Origin of the sequence: Gemmobacter nanjingensis (genome assembly GCF_014652195.1) — a bacterium.
In the GTDB taxonomy this organism is placed as follows: domain Bacteria; phylum Pseudomonadota; class Alphaproteobacteria; order Rhodobacterales; family Rhodobacteraceae; genus Gemmobacter; species Gemmobacter caeni.
In genome coordinates, this window is sequence record NZ_BMYI01000010.1 from 138,054 (window position 1) to 160,571 (window position 22,518).

Annotated in this window: 19 protein-coding genes and 1 pseudogene; 12 read left to right on the top strand and 8 right to left on the bottom strand. The window is 64.6% G+C overall.

The annotated features are described in order from the left end of the window. Positions 1 to 6 precede the first annotated feature (6 nt). Positions 7 to 2,292: a bifunctional salicylyl-CoA 5-hydroxylase/oxidoreductase gene (locus IE126_RS16205; RefSeq protein ID WP_189381600.1), complete on the bottom strand. Its 2,286-nt coding sequence runs from the start codon at positions 2,290 to 2,292 to the stop codon at positions 7 to 9. 133 nt (positions 2,293 to 2,425) lie between these two features. Here IE126_RS16205 and IE126_RS16210 point away from each other — a divergent pair, with 133 nt between their 5' ends. The 9 genes from IE126_RS16210 (at position 2,426) to IE126_RS16250 (ending at position 13,027) form a co-directional block, all read left to right on the top strand. Then, positions 2,426 to 3,538 carry a 3-hydroxyacyl-CoA dehydrogenase gene (locus IE126_RS16210; protein WP_189381601.1) on the top strand — a complete coding sequence of 371 codons (1,113 nt, stop codon included), beginning with the start codon at positions 2,426 to 2,428 and terminating at the stop codon, positions 3,536 to 3,538. Then, positions 3,535 to 4,710 (top strand): acetyl-CoA C-acyltransferase, encoded by a 1,176-nt coding sequence (locus IE126_RS16215; RefSeq protein ID WP_189381602.1) that lies wholly within the window; start codon positions 3,535 to 3,537, stop codon positions 4,708 to 4,710. Before IE126_RS16210 ends, IE126_RS16215 begins: the two co-directional genes overlap by 4 nt. A gap of 88 nt (positions 4,711 to 4,798) precedes the next feature. Next, complete coding sequence (locus IE126_RS16220; RefSeq protein ID WP_189381603.1) at positions 4,799 to 5,611, top strand: flagellar motor protein MotB; 813 nt, start codon at positions 4,799 to 4,801, stop codon at positions 5,609 to 5,611. A gap of 94 nt (positions 5,612 to 5,705) precedes the next feature. Beyond that, the gene (locus IE126_RS16225; RefSeq protein ID WP_054304347.1) at positions 5,706 to 7,007 is read left to right on the top strand and encodes a flagellar hook protein FlgE; all 1,302 of its coding nucleotides are present in this window, start codon (positions 5,706 to 5,708) and stop codon (positions 7,005 to 7,007) included. Positions 7,008 to 7,013: 6 nt separating this feature from the next. Then, positions 7,014 to 8,441: a flagellar hook-associated protein FlgK gene (gene flgK / locus IE126_RS16230; protein WP_189381604.1), complete on the top strand. Its 1,428-nt coding sequence runs from the start codon at positions 7,014 to 7,016 to the stop codon at positions 8,439 to 8,441. Further along, positions 8,442 to 9,446 carry a flagellin gene (locus IE126_RS16235; protein ID WP_189381605.1) on the top strand — a complete coding sequence of 335 codons (1,005 nt, stop codon included), beginning with the start codon at positions 8,442 to 8,444 and terminating at the stop codon, positions 9,444 to 9,446. Continuing rightward, positions 9,443 to 10,537, top strand: a complete 1,095-nt coding sequence (locus tag IE126_RS16240; protein ID WP_082401127.1) for a flagellar basal body P-ring protein FlgI — start codon at positions 9,443 to 9,445, stop codon at positions 10,535 to 10,537. The genes IE126_RS16235 and IE126_RS16240 overlap by 4 nt, the downstream gene beginning before the upstream one ends. 128 nt (positions 10,538 to 10,665) lie before the next feature. Beyond that, entirely contained in the window at positions 10,666 to 12,618 is a 1,953-nt protein-coding gene (locus tag IE126_RS16245) for an oxidoreductase (RefSeq protein WP_189381606.1), read from the top strand. A gap of 97 nt (positions 12,619 to 12,715) precedes the next feature. After that, on the top strand, positions 12,716 to 13,027 hold the full coding sequence (locus tag IE126_RS16250) for an antibiotic ABC transporter (protein WP_108129773.1): 312 nt from the start codon (positions 12,716 to 12,718) through the stop codon (positions 13,025 to 13,027). A gap of 3 nt (positions 13,028 to 13,030) precedes the next feature. Here IE126_RS16250 and msrA read toward each other — a convergent pair whose 3' ends face one another. Further along, entirely contained in the window at positions 13,031 to 13,672 is a 642-nt protein-coding gene (gene msrA / locus IE126_RS16255) for a peptide-methionine (S)-S-oxide reductase MsrA (protein ID WP_189381607.1), read from the bottom strand. A 131-nt stretch (positions 13,673 to 13,803) separates the two neighbouring features. Between msrA and IE126_RS16260 the strand changes: the two genes are divergently transcribed. Together IE126_RS16260 and IE126_RS16265 are read left to right on the top strand one after the other, a co-directional pair. Beyond that, positions 13,804 to 14,703, top strand: a complete 900-nt coding sequence (locus IE126_RS16260; RefSeq protein WP_054304352.1) for a D-amino acid aminotransferase — start codon at positions 13,804 to 13,806, stop codon at positions 14,701 to 14,703. Positions 14,704 to 14,714: 11 nt separating this feature from the next. Further along, positions 14,715 to 15,437, top strand: coding sequence for a sulfotransferase-like domain-containing protein (locus IE126_RS16265; protein ID WP_229825583.1), 723 nt, complete (start codon positions 14,715 to 14,717; stop codon positions 15,435 to 15,437). Here IE126_RS16265 and urtE read toward each other — a convergent pair whose 3' ends face one another. The 5 genes from urtE to urtA all read right to left on the bottom strand — a co-directional run bounded on the left by urtE (position 15,438) and on the right by urtA (position 21,511). Further along, the gene (gene urtE / locus IE126_RS16270; RefSeq protein WP_189381608.1) at positions 15,438 to 16,133 is read right to left on the bottom strand and encodes an urea ABC transporter ATP-binding subunit UrtE; all 696 of its coding nucleotides are present in this window, start codon (positions 16,131 to 16,133) and stop codon (positions 15,438 to 15,440) included. A gap of 2 nt (positions 16,134 to 16,135) precedes the next feature. Next, on the bottom strand, positions 16,136 to 16,900 hold the full coding sequence (gene urtD, locus IE126_RS16275; RefSeq protein ID WP_189381609.1) for an urea ABC transporter ATP-binding protein UrtD: 765 nt from the start codon (positions 16,898 to 16,900) through the stop codon (positions 16,136 to 16,138). After that, entirely contained in the window at positions 16,897 to 18,120 is a 1,224-nt protein-coding gene (urtC, locus tag IE126_RS16280) for an urea ABC transporter permease subunit UrtC (protein WP_189381610.1), read from the bottom strand. Before urtC ends, urtD begins: the two co-directional genes overlap by 4 nt. 102 nt (positions 18,121 to 18,222) lie before the next feature. Then, on the bottom strand, positions 18,223 to 20,160 hold the full coding sequence (gene urtB, locus IE126_RS16285) for an urea ABC transporter permease subunit UrtB (protein ID WP_189381611.1): 1,938 nt from the start codon (positions 20,158 to 20,160) through the stop codon (positions 18,223 to 18,225). 52 nt (positions 20,161 to 20,212) lie between these two features. Beyond that, entirely contained in the window at positions 20,213 to 21,511 is a 1,299-nt protein-coding gene (gene urtA / locus IE126_RS16290) for an urea ABC transporter substrate-binding protein (RefSeq protein ID WP_189381612.1), read from the bottom strand. Between the two features lie 408 nt (positions 21,512 to 21,919). On the opposite strand from urtA, the gene IE126_RS16295 reads away from it, so the two are divergent. Beyond that, complete coding sequence (locus tag IE126_RS16295; protein ID WP_054304357.1) at positions 21,920 to 22,354, top strand: MarR family winged helix-turn-helix transcriptional regulator; 435 nt, start codon at positions 21,920 to 21,922, stop codon at positions 22,352 to 22,354. Positions 22,355 to 22,375: 21 nt separating this feature from the next. On the opposite strand, the pseudogene IE126_RS25970 reads toward IE126_RS16295, so the two are convergent. Continuing rightward, a pseudogene (locus IE126_RS25970) lies at positions 22,376 to 22,518 on the bottom strand (MBL fold metallo-hydrolase); the annotation flags it as partial.

Here is a 22,518-nt window from a genome sequence, read left to right on the forward strand (position 1 = left end):
GTCTCCTCAGACCCGGATGGTTTCCTGCTGGCGCTCGCGCAGGCGATACAGCAGATCGCGCCCGCCCTTGTAGGGCGCCGGCCATTCGGCGGCGGTATCGCCCTGCTCGACCGCAGCATGCAGCGTCCAGTAGGGGTTCGCCAGATGCATCCGCGCCAGACAGACCAGATCGGCCCGACCCGCCATGAGGATGCCGTTCACCTGATCCCAGTCCGAGATATTGCCGACGGTCATGGTGGGCATGCCCGCCTCGTTGCGGATGCGGTCCGAGAACGGGGTCTGGAACATCCGGCCATAGACCGGCTTTTCCGCCGGGTCGGTCTGACCCGAGGAGACGTCGATGATGTCGGCCCCCGCCGCACGGAACATGCGGGCGATTTCCAGCGCCTCGGTCGGTGTCACGCCGCCGTCGATCCAGTCATGAGCACTGATCCGCACCGACATCGGCTTGCCGGCAGGCCAGACCGCGCGCATCGCCTCGAACACTTCCAGCGGATAGCGCATGCGGTTTTCAAGGCTGCCACCGTAGTCGTCCTCGCGCTTGTTGGTCACGGGGCTGATGAAGGTGGCCAGAAGATAGCCATGCGCCGCGTGCATCTCGATCATGTCGACGCCTGCGCGGTCGGCCATCTGAGCCGAGGCCACGAACTGCGCCTTCACCTCGTCCATATCGGCACGGGTCATGGCGCGGGGGGTCTGGTTCTCGGGGCGGTAGGGGATGGCCGAGGCGGCGATGATCTCCCAGTTGCCCGAGGGCAGCGGCTTGTCGATCCCGCCATCCCACGGCACGCAGGTCGAAGCCTTGCGCCCGGCATGGCCGATCTGGATGCACAGCTTCGCCGTGGTTTCCGCATGGATGAAATCGGCCAGTCGTTTCCACGCCGCCTCGTGTTCCGGCTTGTAAAGACCGGGGCAGCCAGGGGTGATGCGGCCCGAGGCCGAGACGCAGGTCATCTCGGTATAGATCAGCGCAGCACCACCCTTGGCGCGTTCGGCGTAATGGGTGAAGTGCCAGTCGGTCGGGCAGCCATCCACCGCTTTGTATTGCGCCATGGGCGACATCACGATGCGGTTCTTCAGCGTCATGTCCCGCAGCCTGAAGGGCGCGAACATCGGGCGGCGGCCTTTTTCGCCCCCCGCCTGCTCCTGGAACCAGTCTTCAGCCGAGGCCAGCCATTTCGGATCGCGCAGGCGCAGGTTTTCGTGGCTGATGCGCTGACTGCGGGTCAGCAGCGAATAGGCGAACTGGGTCGGGTGCATGTCGAGGTAACGCTCGACCTCCTCGAACCATTCAAGGCTGTTGCGCGCCGCCGATTGCAGGCGCAGTACCTCGACGCGGCGTTCGTCCTGATAGCGGGCAAAGGCGCGTTCCAGCGTCGGCTCGCTGTGCAGATATTCGGCCAGCGCAATGGCGCTGTCGAAAGCCAGACGCGAGCCGGAGCCGATCGAGAAATGCCCGGTCGCCGCCGCATCGCCCATCAGGACGACGTTTTCGTGATACCACTTTTCGCAGATCACGCGGGGGAACTGCATCCACACCGCCGAGCCGCGCAGGTGATTGGCGTTCGACATCAGCTCGTGTCCGCCCAGATGCGCGGCAAAGATCTGGCGGCAGGTCTCGATGATCTCTTCCTTGCTCATCGTCTCGAAACCCCATTTATCCCAGGTCTCGGGCAGGGTTTCGACGATGAAGGTCGCGGTCTTGTCGTCAAACTGGTAGACGTGCGCCCAGACCCAGCCATGCTTCGTCTTCTCGAAGATGAAGGTGAAAGCGTCGTCAAATTTCTGATGCGTGCCCAGCCAGATGAACTTGCATTTGCGCACGTCGATATCGGGCTTGAACTCGGCCTGATATTCCCGCCGCACAACGGAATTGATGCCGTCGCAGCCGACGACGATGTCATATTCCTTGCGATATTCCTCGGCTGCCTTGAACTCGGTCTCGAACTGCAGATCCACGCCCAGTTCGCGCGCCCGTTCCTGCAACAGAACCAGCATCGCCTTGCGGCCGATCCCGGCGAACCCGTGCCCGCCCGACACGGTGCGCACGCCGTTATGGATCGTGGCGATATCATCCCAATAGGCAAAGTTCGACCGGATCGCCTCGGTCGATTTGGGGTCGTTCTTCTGCATCCGGCCCAGCGCGTCATCCGACAGCACAACACCCCAGCCGAAGGTATCGTTGGCCTTGTTGCGTTCAAGCACCGTCACCTGATGCGACGGGTCGCGCAGCTTCATCGAGATGGCGAAATAGAGACCGGCCGGGCCGCCCCCAAGGCAGAGCACTTTCATCGTAAACCTCCCGCGGTTTTCGCGTTCCTTGCAATCATGCTGCCACCGTCGCGCCGTTATTTCAAGCTTGAAATTTCTGACTTGAAATCTTTTTGCCAAAGGCTCAGCATGGGATCAAAGCAGGAGGGCGAGAATGGCAGTGATCGGAGTTGTCGGTCTGGGCGTCATGGGGCTTGGTATCGCGCAGGTTTACGCGACGGCGGGCCACGAAGTACGCGTGACAGATGCCTGGGCGCCCGCGCGTGAAAGCGCCATGCAGCGCCTGCGCGACGGTCTGGCGCCGCGCGTCGCCTCGGGCAAGATGCCCGCGGCAGAGATGGAGGCGCTGCTGGACCGGATCACGGTCTGCGATATGGCCGACCTCGCCCCCTGTGCGCTGATCATCGAGGCGATTGCCGAAAAGATTGACGCCAAGCAGACGCTTTTCGCAGAAGTTGAACGGATTTCCGACGCGGTTCTGGCCACCAATACCTCGTCGCTGTCCGTGGGGGCGATTGCGGTTGGCCTGACCGATCCGGGCCGTCTGGTCGGGCTGCATTTCTTCAACCCCGCGCCGGTGATGAAGCTGGTGGAGTTCATCACCCTGCCCGGCACCACGCCCGGCGCAGCCGAAACCGCCCGCCGGTTGACCGAAGCGACCGGCAAGACCGTTATCCCCTGCGCTGACACGCCCGGCTTCATCGTCAACCGCTGCGCCCGGCCCTATTACGGCGAGGCGCTGGCCCTGCTGGACGAAGGTCGCAGCGCAGGCGAGATTGACGCGGCCATGGTCGCGGCAGGCTATCGGCTGGGGCCGTTCCAGCTGATCGACCTTGTAGGGGCCGACATCAATCTTGCCGCCACCGAAAGCTTGCTGGCCGCGATGGGGGAAAGCCCGCGTTATCAAGTGTTCCCCGCGCTGCGTGCGCAGGTGGAAAGCGGCCATCTTGGCCGCAAGACGGGTCGGGGATTCCTCCACCCCGACCCGCTCCCGCCTGCCCCTGCCGATGCGGCGGCGATTGTCCTGCGGATTGAGGCGATGCTGGCCAACGAGGCCGCGACACTGCTGGCCGAAGGCGGCACCGATATGGCGGGCATCGACACTGCGCTGAAACTGGGGCTGAACTTCCCGCGCGGCCCGTTTGAAAGCGCGCGTGTCCATGGCCTGTCCGCGATCCGGGCCGAACTCGCCCGCCTGCGCGCCGCCGCGCCCGACGCGCTGAAACCCCGCTATGACGCATCCCCCGCGCTGGAGGCCCTTGCATGACCGCCGTTTATCTCTGCTCCGGCAAACGCACACCCATCGGCCGCTACGCTGGCAGCCTGTCGGCGGTGCGGCCCGACGATCTGGCGGCCCATGCCATCACCGCCGCGCTGGCGGGGCATGACCTGCCGGTGGACGAGGTGATCCTCGGCTGCGCCAATCAGGCGGGCGAGGACAATCGCAACGTCGCGCGTATGGCTGTCCTGCTGTCCGGCCTGCCCGAAAGCGTGCCGGGCGTCACTGTGAACAGGTTGTGCGCCTCGGGGCTGGATGCTGTCATCCTCGGCGCCCGTTCCATAGCCACCGGCGCCGCTGATCTAGTGATCGCGGGAGGCGTCGAAAGCATGAGCCGCGCGCCCTTCGTCATGCCCAAGGCGGACAGCGCGTTTTCGCGCTCGAATGCGGTTTATGACACGACGATCGGCTGGCGCTTTATCCACAAGCGCATGGCGGCGGAATTCGGCGTCGAGTCGATGCCCGAGACCGCAGAGAATGTCGCCGCCGATTTCGGTGTGTCCCGCGACGATCAGGACGCTTTCGCCCTGCGCAGCCAAAGCCGCTACGATGCCGCATGGCATGCAGGCGACATCGCGCCGGTCACCATTCCGGGCCGCAAGGGCGATACGGTGGTGGCCGGGGATGAACACCCCCGTGCGACGACGCTGGAGAAGCTCGCCGCCTTGCCCACGCCCTTCCGCCAGGGGGGCAGCGTGACGGCAGGCAATGCCTCGGGCGTGAATGACGGCGCCTGTGCGCTGCTTCTGGCCTCGGAAGCGGCGGTGAAAGCGCATGGCCTGACCCCGCTGGCCCGAATCGGTGCCGCCGCCAGCGCAGGCGTCGCGCCGCGTATCATGGGCATCGGCCCGGTTGCAGCCGTTGAACGCATCACCGCCCGCACCGGCCTGCGCCCCGCCGATTGCGACGTGATCGAGCTGAACGAGGCCTTCGCCGCGCAGGCGCTCGCCTGCCTGCGGCAATGGGGTCTGCCCGACGATGCGCCGCAGGTGAACCGCTACGGCGGGGCCATCGCCATGGGGCATCCCCTTGGCATGTCCGGCGCACGTATTGCCCTTTCCGCCGCACGGCAACTGGCGGAAACCGGCGGTAAGACCGCGCTGGCCACGCTCTGCGTCGGTGTCGGTCAGGGCCTGGCACTGGTGCTGCACGGGGTCTGAGCCGGAATATCCCGCGCCTTTTATCCTTTAACCGCCAGTTCACCCCGCCGGGCTAGTCTGGGCATGGGTGTAAAAGGATGGGTGTGTGATGGCCGGCAAGAATTCTGCCGCGCCAGTCATCATCAAACGGAAAAAGATCGTCGGGGGCGATGGTCACCACGGGGGGGCGTGGAAAGTCGCCTATGCCGATTTCGTGACCGCCATGATGGCGTTTTTCCTGCTGATGTGGCTGCTGGGCGCGACGACTGAAGAACAGCGCAAGGGTGTGGCGGATTACTTCGCCCCGACCGCCTCAATCTCGCCTTCAGGGGGTGGGGTCGATGTATTGGGGGGAGATTCTCCCTTTTCGCAAGACGCGCGTGCGCGCTCTGGCACCGGATTGGCGGGCGGACGCTCGCCTTCGGAAACCGGCGAGGGCGGGGCGGGTGAACTGCATGAAATCAAGACCGAGATCGACAAGCATCTGACCGCGTTCAGCGGCGAAAGCATGACGATGCAGCGGGCTTTGCGCCATGTCGTCACCCGCGTCACCGACGAAGGTCTGGTGATCGAGATTTTCGATCTGGACCACGCCGCCCTTTTCGCCCCCGATTCTGCCAGGCCAGAGCCGGTTCTGCGCGAGATTGCGACGATGCTGGCAGAGGTTCTGGACATCACCAGCAACGAACTCGCGGTGAATGGCCATGTCCGCTCTTATCCCATGGCTTTGGCACGCAATCCGATGTGGGAGCTTTCGGCCGCCCGCGCCGATGCCCTGCGCGGATTGCTGCAATCCGCCGGTGTGCCCGCCTCGCGATTGCGGCGCATCACCGGCCACGCCGACCGCAAGCCGGTAACCGCCGATCCCATGGCAAACCGGAACAACCGGGTTGAGGTGGTTCTGTTGCGGCGGGACAGATAGCAAAGTCGCCTGTGCCGCATTAGGGCAATGTTAAGCGCGAGAGCGCAGGGTCTTTCTGCAAGTGGAATCGACACGCAGAAAGGTGCCCTCTCCGATGACCATTTCCTCTGCCCTGAATGCCGGGGTGGCCGGGCTGAACGCGAATGCCAGCCGCCTGGCCTCCATTTCCGACAACATCGCCAATTCCGGCACCTATGGCTATAAACGCGCCTGGACGGAGTTTGAGTCGCTCGTGCTCAGCGGGGCGCAAAACGCGGGCAGCTATTCTGCCGGTGGCGTTCGGGCGAATGCCTCGCGACTGATCGACGAACGCGGGTCGCTGGTTTCTACCGCAAGCGCGCTGGACCTCGCGGTATCCGGGCGGGGGATGCTGCCCGTAATGCGGTCCGTGAACATGGGCGGCAGTCAGGGCGAGCTGCTGATGACGACAACGGGCGCATTCCGCCCCGATGAAAACGGTGTGCTGCGCACCGCCTCGGGCCTCGTGCTGCTGGGCTGGCCCGCCAATGCCGACGGCACAATTCCGGTGATGCCACGCGATGCCATGTCGGGCCTCTCTCCGGTGGTGGTCAACACCAACCAGCAGGCGGGCGACCCGACGACCGCCGTGCGACTTGGCGTGAACCTGCCCGCCACAGCAACTGACGAAAGCGCCCCGGGCGATCCGCTGCCGCTTTCGGTGGAATATTTCGGCAATCTCGGCACCTCGGAATCGCTGGACATCACCTTCACCCCGACGCCGGGCACCGGCGGGCGCTCCAACCAATGGACCATGACGATCACCGATTCCGCGCAAGACGGCGCGGTGATCGGGGAATATACGCTCACCTTCGACGACAGCCGCGCCAATGGCGGCACACTGGCCTCGGTCAGCGCTGTTTCGGGTGGCGCATATGACCCCGCGACCGGCGCAATCAATCTGACGGTCGCGGGCGGGCCGCTGGAACTGAGCATCGGCAAGCTCGGGGATGCGACGGGGCTGACCCAGCTTTCCGACAATTTCGCGCCGACCTCCATCGTCAAGAACGGCTCGCCCGTCGGCAATTTGATGGAGGTGGAGGTCGATCAGAACGGCATGCTGCGGGCCACCTATGACACGGGCTTTACCCGCACGCTGTACCAGATCCCGCTGGTTGACGTGCCCAATCTGAACGGCCTGACCTCCTACAACGACCAGACCTACGGCATTTCGCCCGATTCCGGGTCGTTCTTCCTCTGGGATGCGGGGGACGGGCCGACTGGCTCGGTCGCGGGCTACGCGCGGGAAGGGTCGACCACCGATGTCGCCGGGGAATTGACCAACCTGATCCAGACCCAGCGCGCCTATTCGTCCAATGCCAAGGTGATTCAGACCGTGGACGAAATGTTGCAGGAAACCACCAATATCAAACGGTAACCCGCCATGAGCCTTTCCTCCGCCATGAATGCGACCCTTTCGGGTCTGACCGTCAGCGCCCGGATGGCCGAGCTGGTTTCCTCCAATGTCGCCAACGCAATGACCCCCGGCTACGTTCGCCGTACGGCAGAACTTGCAGCGCGCGAAACCGGGGGCCAGGGGGTACGGCTTGTCGCCATCCTGCGCACCGCAGACATGCATCTTCTGAGCGAACGCCGCATGGCACAAGCGGGGGAAGCAGGGGCATCCGCGCGAGCAGCCTTTCTGGCCGTGGCCGAACACGCCGTGGGAACCGCCGATACGTCAAGCTCACTGTCGGCCCGCGTCAATGCGCTCGACAGCGCCCTGCTGGCCGCGGCGGGCAGGCCGGATTCTGATGTGCGGCTTGGCGCAGTTGTCGATGCCGCCGCAGCCTTGACCAACCATCTCGGGGCCGCCAGCGCCACAATCCAGACAGCCCGCGCCACCGCTGATTCACGCATTGCATCCCAGGTCGGGAGGCTGAACGATGCCCTGGCGCAAATCGCCGATCTGAACACGCGCATCCAGATCGGCAGCATTGCCGGGCAGGACACGTCCGCATTGCTGGACCTGCGCCAGCAGCAGATCGATTCCGTTGCAGAACTCCTGCCCATCCGCGAAGTGGCGCGCGCCGATGGCGCAGTTGCGCTGTTCACACCGGGCGGGGCATCCTTGCTGGAAGGATCCCCCTCCGTTTTCGGCTTCACGCCGCATCCGGTGGTGACCGCCGACATGACGCAGGAAAATGGCGCACTTTCCGGGCTGACGCTGAACGGACGGGCCATCGCGACGGGTCCCGGCAGTTTCATTGATGGCGGCGGTCTGGCGGCGCAATTCGCCATCCGCGATGAAAGCGCCCCCGCCGCGCAGGCAAGCCTTGACGGGCTGGCCCGCGACCTGATCGAGCGGTTTTCGGGGCTGGATGACAGTCTGCCCCCCGACGCTCCTGGCCTGTTCACCGATGCGCAGGCCGGTTTCTCCGGGGAGGAGACAGGGTTGGCAACGCGCCTGGCGGTGAATGCAGCGCTGGACGGGGCAACGTGGCGGCTGCGCGATGGGCTCGGCGCACCCTCCCCGGGTCCGGCCGGCGATGCCACGAGGCTCAACGCACTTCATGCTGCGATGACGGCCGCGCTCCCGGCCAGTTCGCCCGCGCTGCCATCGGGCGCCCGCAGTCTTGCAACCCGCGTGTCGGACCTGACATCCGACGCTGCGGCGGCACGCCTGTCCGCCGACTCTGCGCAAAGCTTCGCAGCCGCCCGCGCCAGCGCCCTGCAAGAGCAGGAACTGGCTGGCGGTGTGGACACCGATCAGGAAATGCAATCGCTTCTGACCATCGAAAACACCTGGTCGGCCAATGCGCGCGTCCTTCAGGTGCTGGATGATCTTCTGGCCCGGCTGATGGAGATATAGATGAGCCTCGTATCCTTGGGCGACATGGCGCAAAGCTTCATGTTGCGGCGTCACATGGGGCAGGTGAAGGCGGATCTGGCCCTGCACACGCAGGAAATGACCACCGGCCTTATCACCGATATTGCCAGGCGAACCGACGGCGATCTGGGGCCATTGAACGCGATCTCGGCCTCCCTTGCCCGGCTGGAGACCCTCGCCTCGGTGACATCCGAGATGCAACTCTGGTCCGGCGCCATGCAATCGGCGCTGGAGGCCATCGACAACCGGGCCATCGAACTGGGGCCACAGCTGTTGTCCGCCGCCTCTGCCCGGCAATCTGCGACATTCGCAGCGGTGAGCGGGGAGGGAGAGGCAGCCTTCCTTGCGGCGGTCGGGTATCTGAACACCTCGCTCGACGGACGGGCGTTGTTCGGCGGCGTGGCGACGGATCATTCGCCCCTGCCCGATAGCGCCAGCCTGCTGAATCAGGTTGCAGAAGTCGCGCAAGGTGCCACGTCGGTGGCTGACCTGCGTGACCGGCTCGACACCTGGTTCGGCCCCGGCGGCGGCTTTGAAACCGCAGCTTGGCGTGGCGGTGCCGCGCTGGAGCCTGTGACCATCGCACAGGGAGAAACGGCCCGGCTGACACCGACCGCCTTGTCCGACGGGATACGGGACACGCTGAAGGGGCTGGCTCTTGCCGCACTCGCAGGTCGCGATCTGCCAGGACCGGGTATCGACGACAAGGCCGCCATGCTGGCCGCCGCAGGTGACACGCTGATTGGCAGCAGCGGGGCACGGGCCGCGCTGGCCGCCGACCTCGGCATCACCGAGCAGCGGATTGCCGATGCGCAAACCCGGAATGCGGCGGAAATGACGGCCCTGAAATTCGCGGAAAGCCAGATCAGGGCAGCCGATCCCTTCGAGGCTGCAAGCCGCGTGCAGGAGGCCGAAACGCAGCTCCAGCTCATCTATACACTCACGGCCCGCCTTTCCGGCCTCAGCCTTGCGGATTACCTTGGATGATACGGCTCCTGCTATTGCTGATCCTGCTAGCCTCGCCACTGCATGCCGCACCGATCCGCATCAAGGATCTGGTCGAGTTTGACGGGGTGCGCGGCAACGATCTGGTGGGCTATGGCCTTGTCGTCGGGCTGAACGGCACCGGCGACGGCATCCGAAATGCCCCCTTTACCGAAGAAATCATGGCCAACCTTCTGGAGCGGCTGGGCGTCAACGTTACGGGCGAGGAGTTTCGCCCCAAGAATGTTGCCGCCGTTTTCGTGACAGCCTCCCTGCCACCCTTCGCGCGTTCGGGCGGGCGCATTGACGTGACCGTTTCGGCCATCGGGGATGCCAAAAGCCTGCTGGGCGGCACATTGATCATGACGCCGCTGAATGGGGCCGACGGCGAGATCTACGCCGTGGCGCAGGGCACGATCATCGCCGGGGGTGTTGCTGCCGAGGGGCAGGCGGCGCGGGTCGTGCAGGGCGTGCCGACCGCCGGGGTCATCCCCTCCGGCGCAAGGGTCGAACGCGAGGTTGAATTCGATTTCACCTCGATCAGTGCGATCCGGCTGGCCCTGCGGCAGCCGGATTTCACCACGGCGGCGCGGATTGAAAGCGTCATCAATCGCGAATTCGGCCGAACCGTCGCCGTGATGACAGATGCGGGTACGGTCGCACTTGATCTGGAGCGCACACGCATGGACTCGCCCGCGCATGTGATCGGCAGGCTGGAGAACCTGCTGGTGCAACCCGAAACCCGCGCCCGGGTAATCGTCGATCAGCGATCGGGCACCATTGTCATGGGGGCGGATGTGCGCATCAGCAGCGTCGCGGTGGCGCAGGGCAACCTGACCCTGACGGTCGAGGAGGCGCCGGTTGTGGTGCAGCCCAACCCTTTCAGCCAGGGGGAAACCGTGGTGGTGCCCCGAAGCCAGGCATCCGTGACCAAGGCGCCGGGCACGGGCCTTGCCGAACTGACCGAGGGCACCAGCCTGTCATCCGTCGTTTCGGGACTGAACGCTTTGGGCGTGGCGCCGCATGACATGATCGACATTCTGAAAAGCATCAACGCGGCCGGGGCCCTCCATGCCGAGTTCATCGTGCAGTAACCGGGCTGTCCCTGACTCAACTTGCAGAAGAGACGAGCGCCCCGCAAATCTTTTCCCTGATGTCGGGGGCGGACTTGCCCGGCGACGAACGCTCGCCGATGCTGGCCCCGACACAGCCGGAGTCCGCCATGTTCGCCAAACTCTTCTCCCCCGTTCGCATCGGCAGCATCGAGCTGGCAAACCGGATCGTTTCCACCGGGCACGATACGGTGATGGCCGAAGAGGGTCATGTCACCGACCGCCTGATCGCCTATCATCAGGCGCGGGCCGAAGGCGGGGCGGGGTTGATCGTGGTGCAGGTTTCGGGCGTGCATGAGACCGCGCGATACACCTCGCATATGCTGATGGCGACATCGGATGACGCGATTCCGGGATATACCCGGCTGGCGCAGGCGGTGCAGGCGCATGGCACGCGAATTTTCGGGCAGTTGTTCCACCCCGGCCGCGAGATCATGGAAACCGATGATGGCACCGCCGCGATCGCCTATGCCCCTTCGGCCGTGCCCAATTCGCGCTTTCGGGTTATGCCGATCCCCCTGAGCCTCAGCCTGATTTCCGAGATCGTGCAGGGTTATGCCGACAGCGCGGCAAGATTGCAGCGCGCGGGGTTCGACGGGTGTGAAATCGTCGCCTCGCACGGGTATCTTCCGGCGCAGTTCCTTAACCCCGCGGTCAATCTGCGGGACGATGACTATGGCGGTCCGCTGGCGAACCGGATGCGGTTTCTGGTCGAGATCGCCGCGGCGATCCGCCACGCCACCAGGCCGGATTTCGCGATCAGCCTGCGGCTGAGTGGCGACGAGCGCGATGTCGAGGCGCTTGACCAGTCAGAAACCGTCGCGGTCTGTCGGCACCTTGATACGGCGGGCCTGGTCGATTGCTTCCATGTTACGGCGGGCAATTCGGCCTCGCTGTCGGGGGCCATCCACATCGTGCCGCCGATGTTCTATGCGGCGGGCTATACCGCGCCGCTGGCGGCGCAGGTGAAGGCAGCCGTCGGGCGCCCGGTGATCGTGACGGGTCGCATCAACCAGCCGCAGGAGGCCGAGGCCATCCTTGCCGCAGGTCACGCCGATCTGTGCGGCATGACCCGCGCGATGATCTGCGACCCGGAGATGCCTGCCAAGGCACGGGCAGGCGCGCCGGATCGCATCCGGGCATGCATCGGCTGCAATCAGGCCTGCATCGGGCATTTCCACCGGGGCTATCCGATCTCCTGTATCCAGTTCCCGGAAAGCGGGCGGGAAACCACGCTGGCCCCCCGCAAGACCCGGACCGCGACGCCCCGGCGCATCCTGATCGCAGGCGCCGGTCCTGCCGGGCTCAAGGCTGCGGCCGTGCTGGCGGCGCGCGGCCATGCGGTCACACTCTGCGAGGCCGGGCCGCAGGCGGGTGGGCAGGCCCTTCTGGCGCAGCTTCTGCCGGGCCGGGCAGAGTTTGGCGGCATTGTCACCAATCTTCTGCGAGAGGTACGCGAGGCAGGTGTGACCCTGCGGCTGAATACCCCCGTCACGGCAGAACTGGTGGCAGCGGAGGCGCCCGACCGGGTGATCCTCGCCACCGGCGCCCGCCCGCGCGCGCCTGCCATCGAGACCGAGGGCGCGCATGTGCTTGACGCCTGGGCCGTGCTCCGTGGCGAGGACAATCCGGGCAGCCGCGTGGCGATCGCGGACTGGCGCGGCGACTGGATCGGGATGGGGCTGGCGGAAAAGCTCGCCCGGGACGGCTGTTCGGTACGTCTGTTTGTTGAAGGCATCGCGCCCGGCGAAACCCTGCCCTTCTATGTGCGCGATGAAATGGCCGCGCGTCTGCATCGCCTGGGGGTTGAAATCCGGCCCTATGCCCGCCTGTTCGGAGCGGATTCGGACAGTGTTTATTTCACGCATTCCGCCAGCGGCGATGCCATCGTGGCGGAGGCGGTGGACACGCTGGTGCTGGCGCAGGGCCATGACAGCAACCGTGATCTGGCCGCGGCGCTCGCCGGTTGGCCGGGTCGGGTCGAGATCATCGGTGACGCGCTGACCCCGCGCAGTGCCGAGGATGCGGTGCTGGAGGGGCTGAAATGCGGTATCCAGGATTAAGACTTTCGTGCAATTAACCTAGCGTAATGCTTGCACCCGGATCCCATGCAGTCATTCTGATGTGACGGCTTGCGGAAAGCCGTGCAACCGGAGGCCGATGATGTTCTTTACCCCGGAAGAGGCGACGCTGCTGTCGATGGAAACCGGCCTCATGCTGGCCGAGGCGCAGATGGTTGTTGCCATGCGGCTTTGGGGAATGGCTGGCCTGTGGAATGTGACCTCGGACGAGCCCGTGCGAATGGTGCAGGAAAAAGCCGAAGCGGCGCTGCAATCGCTGGCCGCCGCCGGGCAGGCGCTGATGGGCGGGCAAGGCGCCGGTCAGGTGGCCATGGCTGCGCTTGCGCCAGTGCGCGACCGGACCCGCGACAATGTGCAACGACTGGGCACTCAGGGCCTGCGCACCGTCTGACCCTCAGGGCCGGAAGGCCATCTGGCCCCACAGCGCCTTCACCCGCTCATCACGGCCACAGGCCTTGCGATAGAATTTGTAGGCATTTTTCTTCTGCTTCGGTCCGGCGCGCGTCAGCACGATGTCGGACGAGCGATAGTAATCCTGATGATATTCCTCGGCTGGCCAGAACTGCCCGGCTTTGAGGACCGGCGTCACGATCTCCTGCCCAAGCGCGGCCTGAGCCTCGGCCACCGCCTGCTCCGCCGCCGCCTTCTGCGCCGCGCCCCGCGCGAAAATCGCTGTGCGATAGCTGTCGCCCCGGTCGCAGAACTGCCCGCCCGCGTCGGTGACATCAACTGACCGCAGGAACAGCGCAATCAGGTCGTGATAGCTGATGACGCTGTTGTCAAAGGTGATCTCGGCCGCCTCGTAATGGCCGGTACCCCCGGCAGAGACCTGCTTGTAACTCGGGTTCTGCACCTTGCCGCCGCTATAACCCGACACCACGGATTTCACGCCTTTGACGCCTTCGAAATCGGCTTCGACGCACCAGAAACAGCCCCCGGCGACCAGCGCCTTTTCCTCCGCCGCGCGGGCCACTCCCACCGCCGCACCGCCGGTCAGGGCCACGGCCAGCACCAGAATTGCATAGATCCGCCGCATCGCACCCTCCTGTTGCATCCCGCAACAGGCTCGCCCCAACCACACCCCGGCACAACACAAGCCTGCGTGAGCGTCGCATCTTGAACCCCGCCCGGTGCGGCCCTAGCGTGGGCCGCGAACAGGAGGGCGCCATGACCGAACACGTTTCCACCCACCAGGCGGAAGAGGACGCCCGCAACGAAAACCTGATGCTGTTCCTGAATGGCCGGATCGTGCCCAAGGCCGAAGCACTGGTTTCAGTGTACGATTCCGGTTTCATGATGGGCGACGGCGTATGGGAAGGGATGCGGCTTTACGAGGGCCGCTGGGCCTTTCTGGACGAGCACCTTGACCGGCTGTTCGAGGCGGCGAAGGCCATCGACCTTGATATCAGGATGACCGCAGCCGAACTGGAACAGGCGCTGCGCGACACCCAGGCAGCGAATGGCATGACCACCGACGCTCATGCGCGGCTGATGGTGACGCGCGGGGTGAAGACCCGCCCCTTCCAGCATCCGCAGCTGTCGCAGCAGGGGCCGACCGTCACCATCATCATGGAGCACTCGCGCCCCAAAATCCCGCGCCCGATCACGCTGGCCACCGTGCCGCATCTGCGCGGGCTGCCGATGACGCAAGACCCGAAGCTGAACTCGCATTCCAAGCTGAACTGCATTCTTGCCTGTATCGCGGCGCAGAAGGCCGGCGCGGACGAGGCGCTGATGCTGGACGTGCATGGCTTTGTGAACACGACCAATGCCTGCAACTTCTTCATCGTGAAGAAGGGCGAGGTTTGGACCTCAACAGGTGATTACTGCATGAACGGCATCACCCGCCGCAAGGTGATCGACCTGTGCCGCGCCAATGGCATCCCGGTGTTCGAGCGGAATTTCAGCCTCGTCGACACCTATTCGGCGGATGAGGCCTTCCTGACCGGCACTTTCGGCGCGCAAACCCCGGTCGGCAGCATCGACGGGCGGCAGATCGGCAGCGGCAAGATGGGGCCAATGACGGAACGCCTGCGCGGCCTTTACAAGCAACTCGTGCTGGCATGACGGTCAGCACCATGAAAATCGCGATGTGGAGCGGCCCGCGCAATCTTTCGACCGCCATGATGTATGCTTTCGCCGCGCGTGGGGATTGCGCGGTGTGGGATGAACCCTTCTATGCCGCCTATCTGGCCGCGACCGGCATAGACCATCCGATGTCGGCCGAGGTGATCGCGGCGGGCGAGGCCGATCCGGCAAAGGTCGCCGCTGCCTGTCCGGGGCCAAACCCTGACGGAAAACCGCTGTGGTATCAAAAGCATATGACGCTTCATATGATCCCCGGCTTTGATCGGGGCTTTCTGCGCGGGCTGACCAATGTGTTCCTGATCCGCCATCCGGCGCGGGTGGTGGCAAGCTACTCCAGGAAGCGCGAAAGCCCGACGCTGGCCGACATCGGCTTTGTCCAGCAAGGGGAACTGTTTGATCAGGTGGCTGACTTGACCGGCGCGGCGCCGGTGGTGGTGGACAGCGAGGATATCCGCGCCAACCCGACTGTCAGCCTGCATGCCCTTTGTGCGGCCCTGGACATTCCGTTCACCGAAAGCATGCTGCGCTGGCCTGCGGGGCCGAAGCCCTTTGACGGGGCATGGGCGCCGCATTGGTATAATGCAGTCCATGCCTCCACCGGCTTTGATGCCCCGGAAGGCCCGCTGCCCGACCTTGCGCCCGAATATGCGCGGCTGGTCGAGGCGGCGCTGCCACATTACGACCGGCTGCGCCAATACGCGCTGGGGACGTAATCAGATGCTCAGCGCGGCTTGCAGCGCCTCGCGCGTCAGGCCCTCTTTCGGATGCGACAGGTTCACCGCGCCGCGTTTGAGCACATAGAACTGGTCGCCCAGATCGAAGGCAAAATCGAAATACTGTTCGACCAGAATGATGGCCATATTGCCCTTGGCCTTCAGATATTCGATCACGCGGCCGATCTGCTGGATGATATTGGGCTGGATGCCCTCGGTCGGTTCGTCCAGCAACAGCACCTTGGGACGCATGATCATCGCCCGCGCGATGGCAAGCTGTTGCTGCTGCCCGCCCGACAGATCGCCGCCGCGCCTGTGGCCCATATCCTTCAGCACCGGGAACAGGTCATAGATTTCGTCGTGCACCTTGTGATCGGCCTTCGGCAGCAGCGAAAAGCCGGTTTCGAGGTTCTCGCGCACAGTCAGCAGCGGAAAGATCATCCGCCCCTGCGGAACCACCGCCAGTCCGCGCCGCGCCATATGTTGCGCGGGCAGGACCGGCAGCACCTCGCCATCCAGCGTGAGCCTGCCACCGGAGCGCGGATGCGTTCCGGCCAGCGCCTTCAGAAGCGAGGTCTTGCCTACGCCATTGGTGCCCATGACGCAGGTCACCACACCAGCCTTCGCCTCAAGGTCGATGCCGTTCAGGATCTGGCTGCCGCCGTAATGCAGGGTCAGCCCTTCGGTTGTCAGCATGTTCAGCGCCCCAGATAGACTTCGATGACTTGCGGATTCTTGGTGACGTGATCCAGGCTGCCCTCGGCCAAAACCGAGCCTTCGTGCAGCACCGTGACCTTGCAGTTCAGCCGCCGGATGAACTCCATGTCATGCTCCACCACGACGACGGCGCGGGTTTTCGCCAGTTCGACCAGCAGCGCGGTGGTCTGCTCGCGCTCCAGAAAGCTCATCCCCGCCGCAGGTTCATCGACCAGCAGCAGGCGCGGTTCCTGTGCCAGCAGCATGGCGATTTCCAGCCATTGCTTCTGGCCATGGGACAGCTCGCCCGCCTTGCGGGACAGGTGATCGGCAAGGCCCACCTGTGCTGCAAGCTCCGCCACGCGGACACGGTCTTTCGCCGTTTCGCGCCAGAACAGCACCCGCCAGGGCGTGCGCGCCGCCTTCAGCGCCAACATCAGGTTTTCGGAAACGCTCTGATCCTCGAACACCGTGGGGCGCTGGAACTTGCGGCCGACGCCTGCGCGCGCGATCTGCGCCTCGGACATCCGCAGCAATGAGCGGGGCACATCCCCGAAGACAACCGTGCCTTCGTCCGGCCGGGTCTTGCCGGTCACGATGTCCATGAAGGTGGTCTTGCCCGCGCCATTCGGGCCGATCACTGCGCGCAGTTCCTGCGGGCCGATGGCGAAGGACAGATTGTTGATGGCGCGGAAGCCGTCGAAGGTGACCGAGACGCCGGAAACCTCCAGCAGCGAGGTCGTGCGGGCGGGGGCGATGGTGGTCATGCGTCGGCCTCCTTCTCGCGCAGTGCGCCGTCATCGGGGCCAAGCTGGGCGCCATGGCGGCGCGGGCTGGGCAGCCAGTCGAACAGCCCGCCGATCCCGCGTGGCGCGAACAGCGTCACCAGCACGAAGGCGAGGCCGAGAAGCACCGTCCACCAGTCCACCCATTTGATTGTGTAGAACCCGAGCGGAATGGCGGGCGCCATGCCCCCGGTGAACCACGAGGACAACAACGAGACGAAGGCCGCCCCGATCACCGCCCCATAAAGCCGTCCGCGCCCGCCAATGGCGACCCAGACGGCGAGGTAGATCGAGGCGATGGGCGCAAGCTCGGCCGGGTTGATGATGCCCGCCTGCGGGTAATAGAAAGCACCCGCCACGGCGGCGACCATGGCGGTCAGGGTAAAGACAAACAGCTTGTAACCCTCGACCGGGTAGCCAAGGAAACGCAGCCGCTGTTCATCGTCGCGGATCGCGCGCAAGGCACTGCCGAACTTGCCCGAGGTGACCCAGGCCAGCAACAGATACCCCGCCGCCAGCAACAGGGCCGAGGCGAGGAAGAACAGGATCGACAGCGTGGATTGTGGCACATCGGCGAGGCCAGGCAGATTTTGCAGCCCTGAAAGCCCGTTATTGCCGCGCAACCCACTGTCGTTCTGGAACAGGTAAAGCGCCAGCGCCAGCGTCATGGCCTGTGTCAGGATCGACAGGTAAACCCCGTTCACCCGCGCCCGGAACGCCAGCCAGCCGAAGATCAGCGCCAGAACGCCCGGCACGATCAATACCAATGGCAATTGCAGGAAGGCGCTGTGGGCGAAGCTCCAGACCACGGGCAGGTCAGAGCCGCCGACCACGCCGAAGATCTGTGTGGCAACCCCCTGCGCCACCTCTTCGGGCGTGGGCGGGATGGGCGATCCGGCCAGCGCCTGCACCACGATCTCCTCGGTGCGGGCATACATCAGCCACATGCCGGTCATGTAGCCGCCAAGGGCGAAGAAGGCCATGTGGCCCAGCGAAAGGATGCCGGTGTATCCCCAGATCAGATCCATCGCCAGGGCGACGAGGCAGAGACATAAGGTCTTGCCCAGCACCTTGACGAAGGCGGTGGGGATGAGGCCGATGCCAAAGCCCTCGGCCAGAACGGTGACGCCAAGGGTGAACAGCGCCAGCACCAGCAGGAACCACAGGGTCGAGGGGTTGCGGGCAAGGAATGTCCGGGTCATTGCGGGGCCTCCGGCGTTGCGGCGGGGGTTTCACACCCCCGCGCCCCCGTGGGATATTTGGGCCAAGATGAAGGGAAGGACAGCGGCGGTCTGAACATCGGCTCAATCTCCTGCCGCGCGGCCCTTGAGGGCGATGATGCCGCGAGGGCGGAACTGGATGAACAGGATGATGAACAGGATCATGTAGGTCTGCGCCGCCAGCGTGTTCGAGGGGTTCAGCCACTCGATCACCTTCTGGAAGCCGCCGATCATGGCGGCGCCCGCCAGCGCCCCCCAGATATTGCCGACCCCACCCACCACGACTGTCATGAAGCTTTGCACGATATAATCCGAGCCAAGCTCCGAGGTGACCTTGGCGAAAAGCCCGATGGCGACGCCCGCGATCCCGGCGATGCCCGAGCCGATCCCGAAGGTCAGCATGTTGATGCGGTCGGGGTCGATGCCCATGCTGGCGGCCATGGCCGGGTTCTGCGTCACGGCGCGCACCTCCAGCCCCAGCCGGGTGCGTTTCATCAGCCAGAGGAAGAAGCCGAGGAACAGCAGCGCCAGCAGGAAGATGGCGACCCGGATATAGCTGATCGACACGATGTCGTTGAAGCTGAGCGCACCGTCCAGCCAGGCAGGCGCGGTCAGCGGCCGGGCCTGAGTGCCGAAGATGTTCTTGGCGATCTGTTGCAGCGCGATGGAGATACCGAAGGTCGCAAGCAGCGTCTCCAGCGGGCGTTTGTAGAGGTGACGGATCACCAGCCGTTCCATCGCCACGCCCGCCGCGAAGGTCACCGCGAAGGCCAGCGGAAGCGCGACAAGGATCGAGACGGTGTAATTCGGGATCATCTGTTGCACGACATAGCCGGTATAGGCGCCCATCATGATGAACTCGCCATGGGCCATGTTGATGACCCGCATCACGCCGAAGGTGATAGCGAGACCGATGGCGGCGAGGAAATAGATCGAGGCGAGCGAGAGCGCATCGAGCCCCAGATCGGCGGCTGTCATCAAGCCCACGCGGGTTTCGATACTAGCAAGAGTCCGTCGGGCCGCATCGGTGACGGCCGGGTCGGGTTCTGCATATTGATCGTAGAACACATGCGCCTCCAGCGCGGCAGCGACCTCGGCATCAGTAGCGGCGGCGGGCACCTGGCCCGATTTCTCCAGCGCCTCATAGGCCGCGTCACGAAGCTGCTGGCTGGCCAGTTCGGCCAGCGGCACGCCACCGACAGCCCCGTTTTCCAGATGGGCGGCCAGCGCGGCCTTCTGATCGGCCAGCGTAAGGCGCGCGGGGGCGAGGCCGGCACCGACCAGCAGGTCATAGGCGGCCTCGCGCGGGATGTCCTTGCCCGGTGTCAGGGTAGCCGCGATGTTCACGCCCTGCGGTAGCGCCACGGCGACCTTGCGGCTGGTGACCAGCAGCGGGTTCAGCGCGGCGCGCACGTCCAGTGCGGTATCGCCTGCAAGGCTTTCGATGGCGACGACGCGGGTCGCACTGTCGTCTCCGAATTGCAGGGTCAGGAAAGTGGCGAGGCGTTCCTTCCGGGCTTTCAGCCCCGGGTCGGCCTCATCCTCGATCGAAGCACGCAAGGGCGCGAGCTGCGCCTTGGCAGGCGAGCGGGCGATGGCGTCCAGCGCACGGGTGCGCTGCGCCGGATCGGGGTCGGTCAGGGTGAACTGCACAAGCGCCGCACCGATCAGTTCGCGCACACCGGCATTGGGTTTGAGGTCGGTAATGTCCGATGTCGGCGCGGTTCCGGCGGCAGCTCCGTCCAGTCCGGTCAGCGCCCAGCCCTCCGGCGCCTTTTCCAGCAGGAAGAACGCGCCATCGGCCTTGCGCACCCCCAACTTGCGGTCGGCCCAGGCCTGCAACAGCGCCGCCGCCGCCGGATCGCCGGTCGAGGCGATGGCGTCGATCACCGGGCCAACGGTCTGGCGCGAGGGTTTCTCGATCTGGGCGCGCGATGCCTCCACCACTTCGGGCAGGGTCTGCGCAAGGGTAGGCAAGGCAAGACAGACCGCCATGGCAAGCGGCAGCAGGAAACGGAACATTCCAACCCCTTCGATAGGGCGAGGGGCGCCATGGCCCCCCTCGCGGATCAGATCAGTAGTTGGAGGTCAGCTGCACGCAGGTCTTGGTCTCGGTGTTATACATGCCGCATTTCAGGTCTTTCCAATCCGATTCCAGCACCGCCGATTCCGGGAGGAAATCGGTCCAGGCGTCGCCGGACACCGGCTCGGTCTGGCTGATGATGTCGAACTGGCCATCAGCGCGGATCTCGCCGATCAGCACGGGTTTGGTCAGGTGGTGGTTCGGCAGCATCTCGGCCATGCCGCCGGTCAGGTTGGGGAATTTCTGTCCGACCATGGCGTCGATCACCGGATCGACCGCCGTGGTGCCCGCCGCTGTCACCGCATTCACCCACATGTTGAAGCCGATATAATGCGCTTCCATCGGGTCGTTGGTGACACGCTTGTCGTCCTTGATGAACTTGTGCCACGCCTCGATGAACGATTTGTTCTCGGGCGTATCGGCCGACATGAAATAGTTCCATGCTGCCAGATGGCCGACGAGGTTGGTGGTATCCAGCCCCGAAAGCTCTTCCTCGCCGACCGAGAAGGCCACGACCGGGATCTTGTCGGCGGTGACGCCCGCTGCGGCCAGTTCCTTGTAGAAACCGATATTGGCGTCACCGTTGATGGTGGAAACCACGCCGACCTTCTTGCCATCGGCCCCCAGCGCCACCACATCGGCCACGATCTTTGACCAGTCGCTGTGGCCGAACGGGGTATAGTTGACGAAGATATCTTCGGCCGCGATGCCCTTGGCCTTCAGATAGCTTTCAAGGATGTTGTTCGTGGTGCGCGGATAGACGTAATCGGTACCCAGAAGCGCGAATTTCTCGATCCCCAACTCGTTGAGGAAGTAATCCACCGCCGGAATCGCCTGCTGGTTCGGCGCCGCGCCGGTGTAGAATACGTTCTTCGACGATTCCTCGCCCTCGTATTGCACCGGGTAGAACAGCAGGCCGTTCAGTTCCTCGATGACCGGCAGCACCGATTTGCGGCTGACGGAGGTCCAGCAGCCGAACATCACATCGACCTTCGAAACCGTCAGCAACTCACGGGCCTTCTCCGCGAACAGCGGCCAGTCCGAGGCCGGGTCGACCACCACCGCCTCAAGCTGTCGGCCCAGCACGCCGCCCTTGGCGTTCTGTTCCTCGATCAGCATCAGCATCGTGTCTTTCAGCGTGGTTTCAGAAATCGCCATGGTCCCCGACAGCGAATGCAGGACGCCGATCCTGATCGGGCCTTCCTGCGCAAAGGCAAAACGCGGCGCGGTCAGCGGCGCGGCAAGGGCGGCGGCGGCTGTGGCCAGAAGCGAGCGACGTGTCAGATTCATATCCATTCCCCGTTGCATGCCGGGATCGGGCCGCGCCTGACAGCAGGCGCGACAAAACCGTTCCGACGTTTTTTTCTTTTCCTTTTGCGGAGGCAGTGCGCGGTCGTTCCCGCCTGCGCTGTGCTGCCGCAGAACGAATAAGCCGCAGCCGTGTCAGAGCACGCAAGACAGATGCCGCGCCGCAGAAAACCGTCGCTGCGCTGCTGCTGCATTCCGGTCAAAAAAACAGCGCCACAGTTTCGGTCGCTGACGATTTGCGCAGAACCGAAACGGGGATGGCGGTTTAAAGCGGAAATACTTCGAATTTGAACGATTCCGCTGCCGGTTTTCGCGGCGGCAAGGATGCACGCACCGTTTGATCCGGTTCATTACATATGCAATGAAGGCACATCAGCAGTATGGCGGCCTATGCAACTGGAATCCTTCTTTCCCTATCGTCTGGCGGTCGTCGCCGAAGCGTTTTCGCGTCAACTGGTCGAGGTCTATGGCCATGACCATGGCCTCACACGGGAGGAATGGCGGCTTCTGTTCCTGATCGAGGGCGCGGAAGAGATCAATTCGCTGGAACTGGCCCGGCGCACTACCCTGGACAAGGTGCAGGTCAGCCGCGCGACCCAGCGGCTTGAGGACAAGGGGCTGATCCTGCGCTCCATCCCGGCTGAGGACCGGCGGCTGCGGCTCTACACCATCACGCCGCTGGGCCGCAGCACCTTCGCCCGCGCCTTTTCACAGGTCGAAGCACGGGCGAATGCCATTCTTGGCGCCATGACAGAGGCCGAGCGCGCAGCGCTGGATCAGGGTCTTGCGGCGCTTCATCGCGCCGTAGCCAATCCGGCGATCTGAACACCGTCCCGCGTTATATTTTCACGCCTGGAGATCATTCCACATTTGTTGATCTCGGGTTGCGGTCCAGATTTTGGGAGTGTCGATGCCTTTTGCTTCGTCGTATGCGCGGGCGACGTTGAAGGGGAGGCAGTGTTCGTAGATGGCGTAGTTTGCGAATTTGG

Coding starts and splice junctions, on each gene's coding strand:
- flgK (WP_189381604.1), top strand. CDS start 7,014: ATGAGCCTTTCCTCCGCCATGAATGCGACCCTTTCGGGTCTGACCGTC.
- msrA (WP_189381607.1), bottom strand. CDS start 13,672: ATGCGGCGGATCTATGCAATTCTGGTGCTGGCCGTGGCCCTGACCGGC.
- urtE (WP_189381608.1), bottom strand. CDS start 16,133: ATGCTGACAACCGAAGGGCTGACCCTGCATTACGGCGGCAGCCAGATC.
- IE126_RS16245 (WP_189381606.1), top strand. CDS start 10,666: ATGTTCGCCAAACTCTTCTCCCCCGTTCGCATCGGCAGCATCGAGCTG.
- IE126_RS16215 (WP_189381602.1), top strand. CDS start 3,535: ATGACCGCCGTTTATCTCTGCTCCGGCAAACGCACACCCATCGGCCGC.
- IE126_RS16210 (WP_189381601.1), top strand. CDS start 2,426: ATGGCAGTGATCGGAGTTGTCGGTCTGGGCGTCATGGGGCTTGGTATC.
- IE126_RS16225 (WP_054304347.1), top strand. CDS start 5,706: ATGACCATTTCCTCTGCCCTGAATGCCGGGGTGGCCGGGCTGAACGCG.
- urtD (WP_189381609.1), bottom strand. CDS start 16,900: ATGACCACCATCGCCCCCGCCCGCACGACCTCGCTGCTGGAGGTTTCC.
- urtB (WP_189381611.1), bottom strand. CDS start 20,160: ATGTTCCGTTTCCTGCTGCCGCTTGCCATGGCGGTCTGTCTTGCCTTG.
- IE126_RS16220 (WP_189381603.1), top strand. CDS start 4,799: ATGGCCGGCAAGAATTCTGCCGCGCCAGTCATCATCAAACGGAAAAAG.
- IE126_RS16250 (WP_108129773.1), top strand. CDS start 12,716: ATGATGTTCTTTACCCCGGAAGAGGCGACGCTGCTGTCGATGGAAACC.
- IE126_RS16240 (WP_082401127.1), top strand. CDS start 9,443: ATGATACGGCTCCTGCTATTGCTGATCCTGCTAGCCTCGCCACTGCAT.
- IE126_RS16235 (WP_189381605.1), top strand. CDS start 8,442: ATGAGCCTCGTATCCTTGGGCGACATGGCGCAAAGCTTCATGTTGCGG.
- urtC (WP_189381610.1), bottom strand. CDS start 18,120: ATGACCCGGACATTCCTTGCCCGCAACCCCTCGACCCTGTGGTTCCTG.
- IE126_RS16265 (WP_229825583.1), top strand. CDS start 14,715: ATGAAAATCGCGATGTGGAGCGGCCCGCGCAATCTTTCGACCGCCATG.
- IE126_RS16295 (WP_054304357.1), top strand. CDS start 21,920: ATGCAACTGGAATCCTTCTTTCCCTATCGTCTGGCGGTCGTCGCCGAA.
- IE126_RS16205 (WP_189381600.1), bottom strand. CDS start 2,292: ATGAAAGTGCTCTGCCTTGGGGGCGGCCCGGCCGGTCTCTATTTCGCC.
- urtA (WP_189381612.1), bottom strand. CDS start 21,511: ATGAATCTGACACGTCGCTCGCTTCTGGCCACAGCCGCCGCCGCCCTT.
- IE126_RS16260 (WP_054304352.1), top strand. CDS start 13,804: ATGACCGAACACGTTTCCACCCACCAGGCGGAAGAGGACGCCCGCAAC.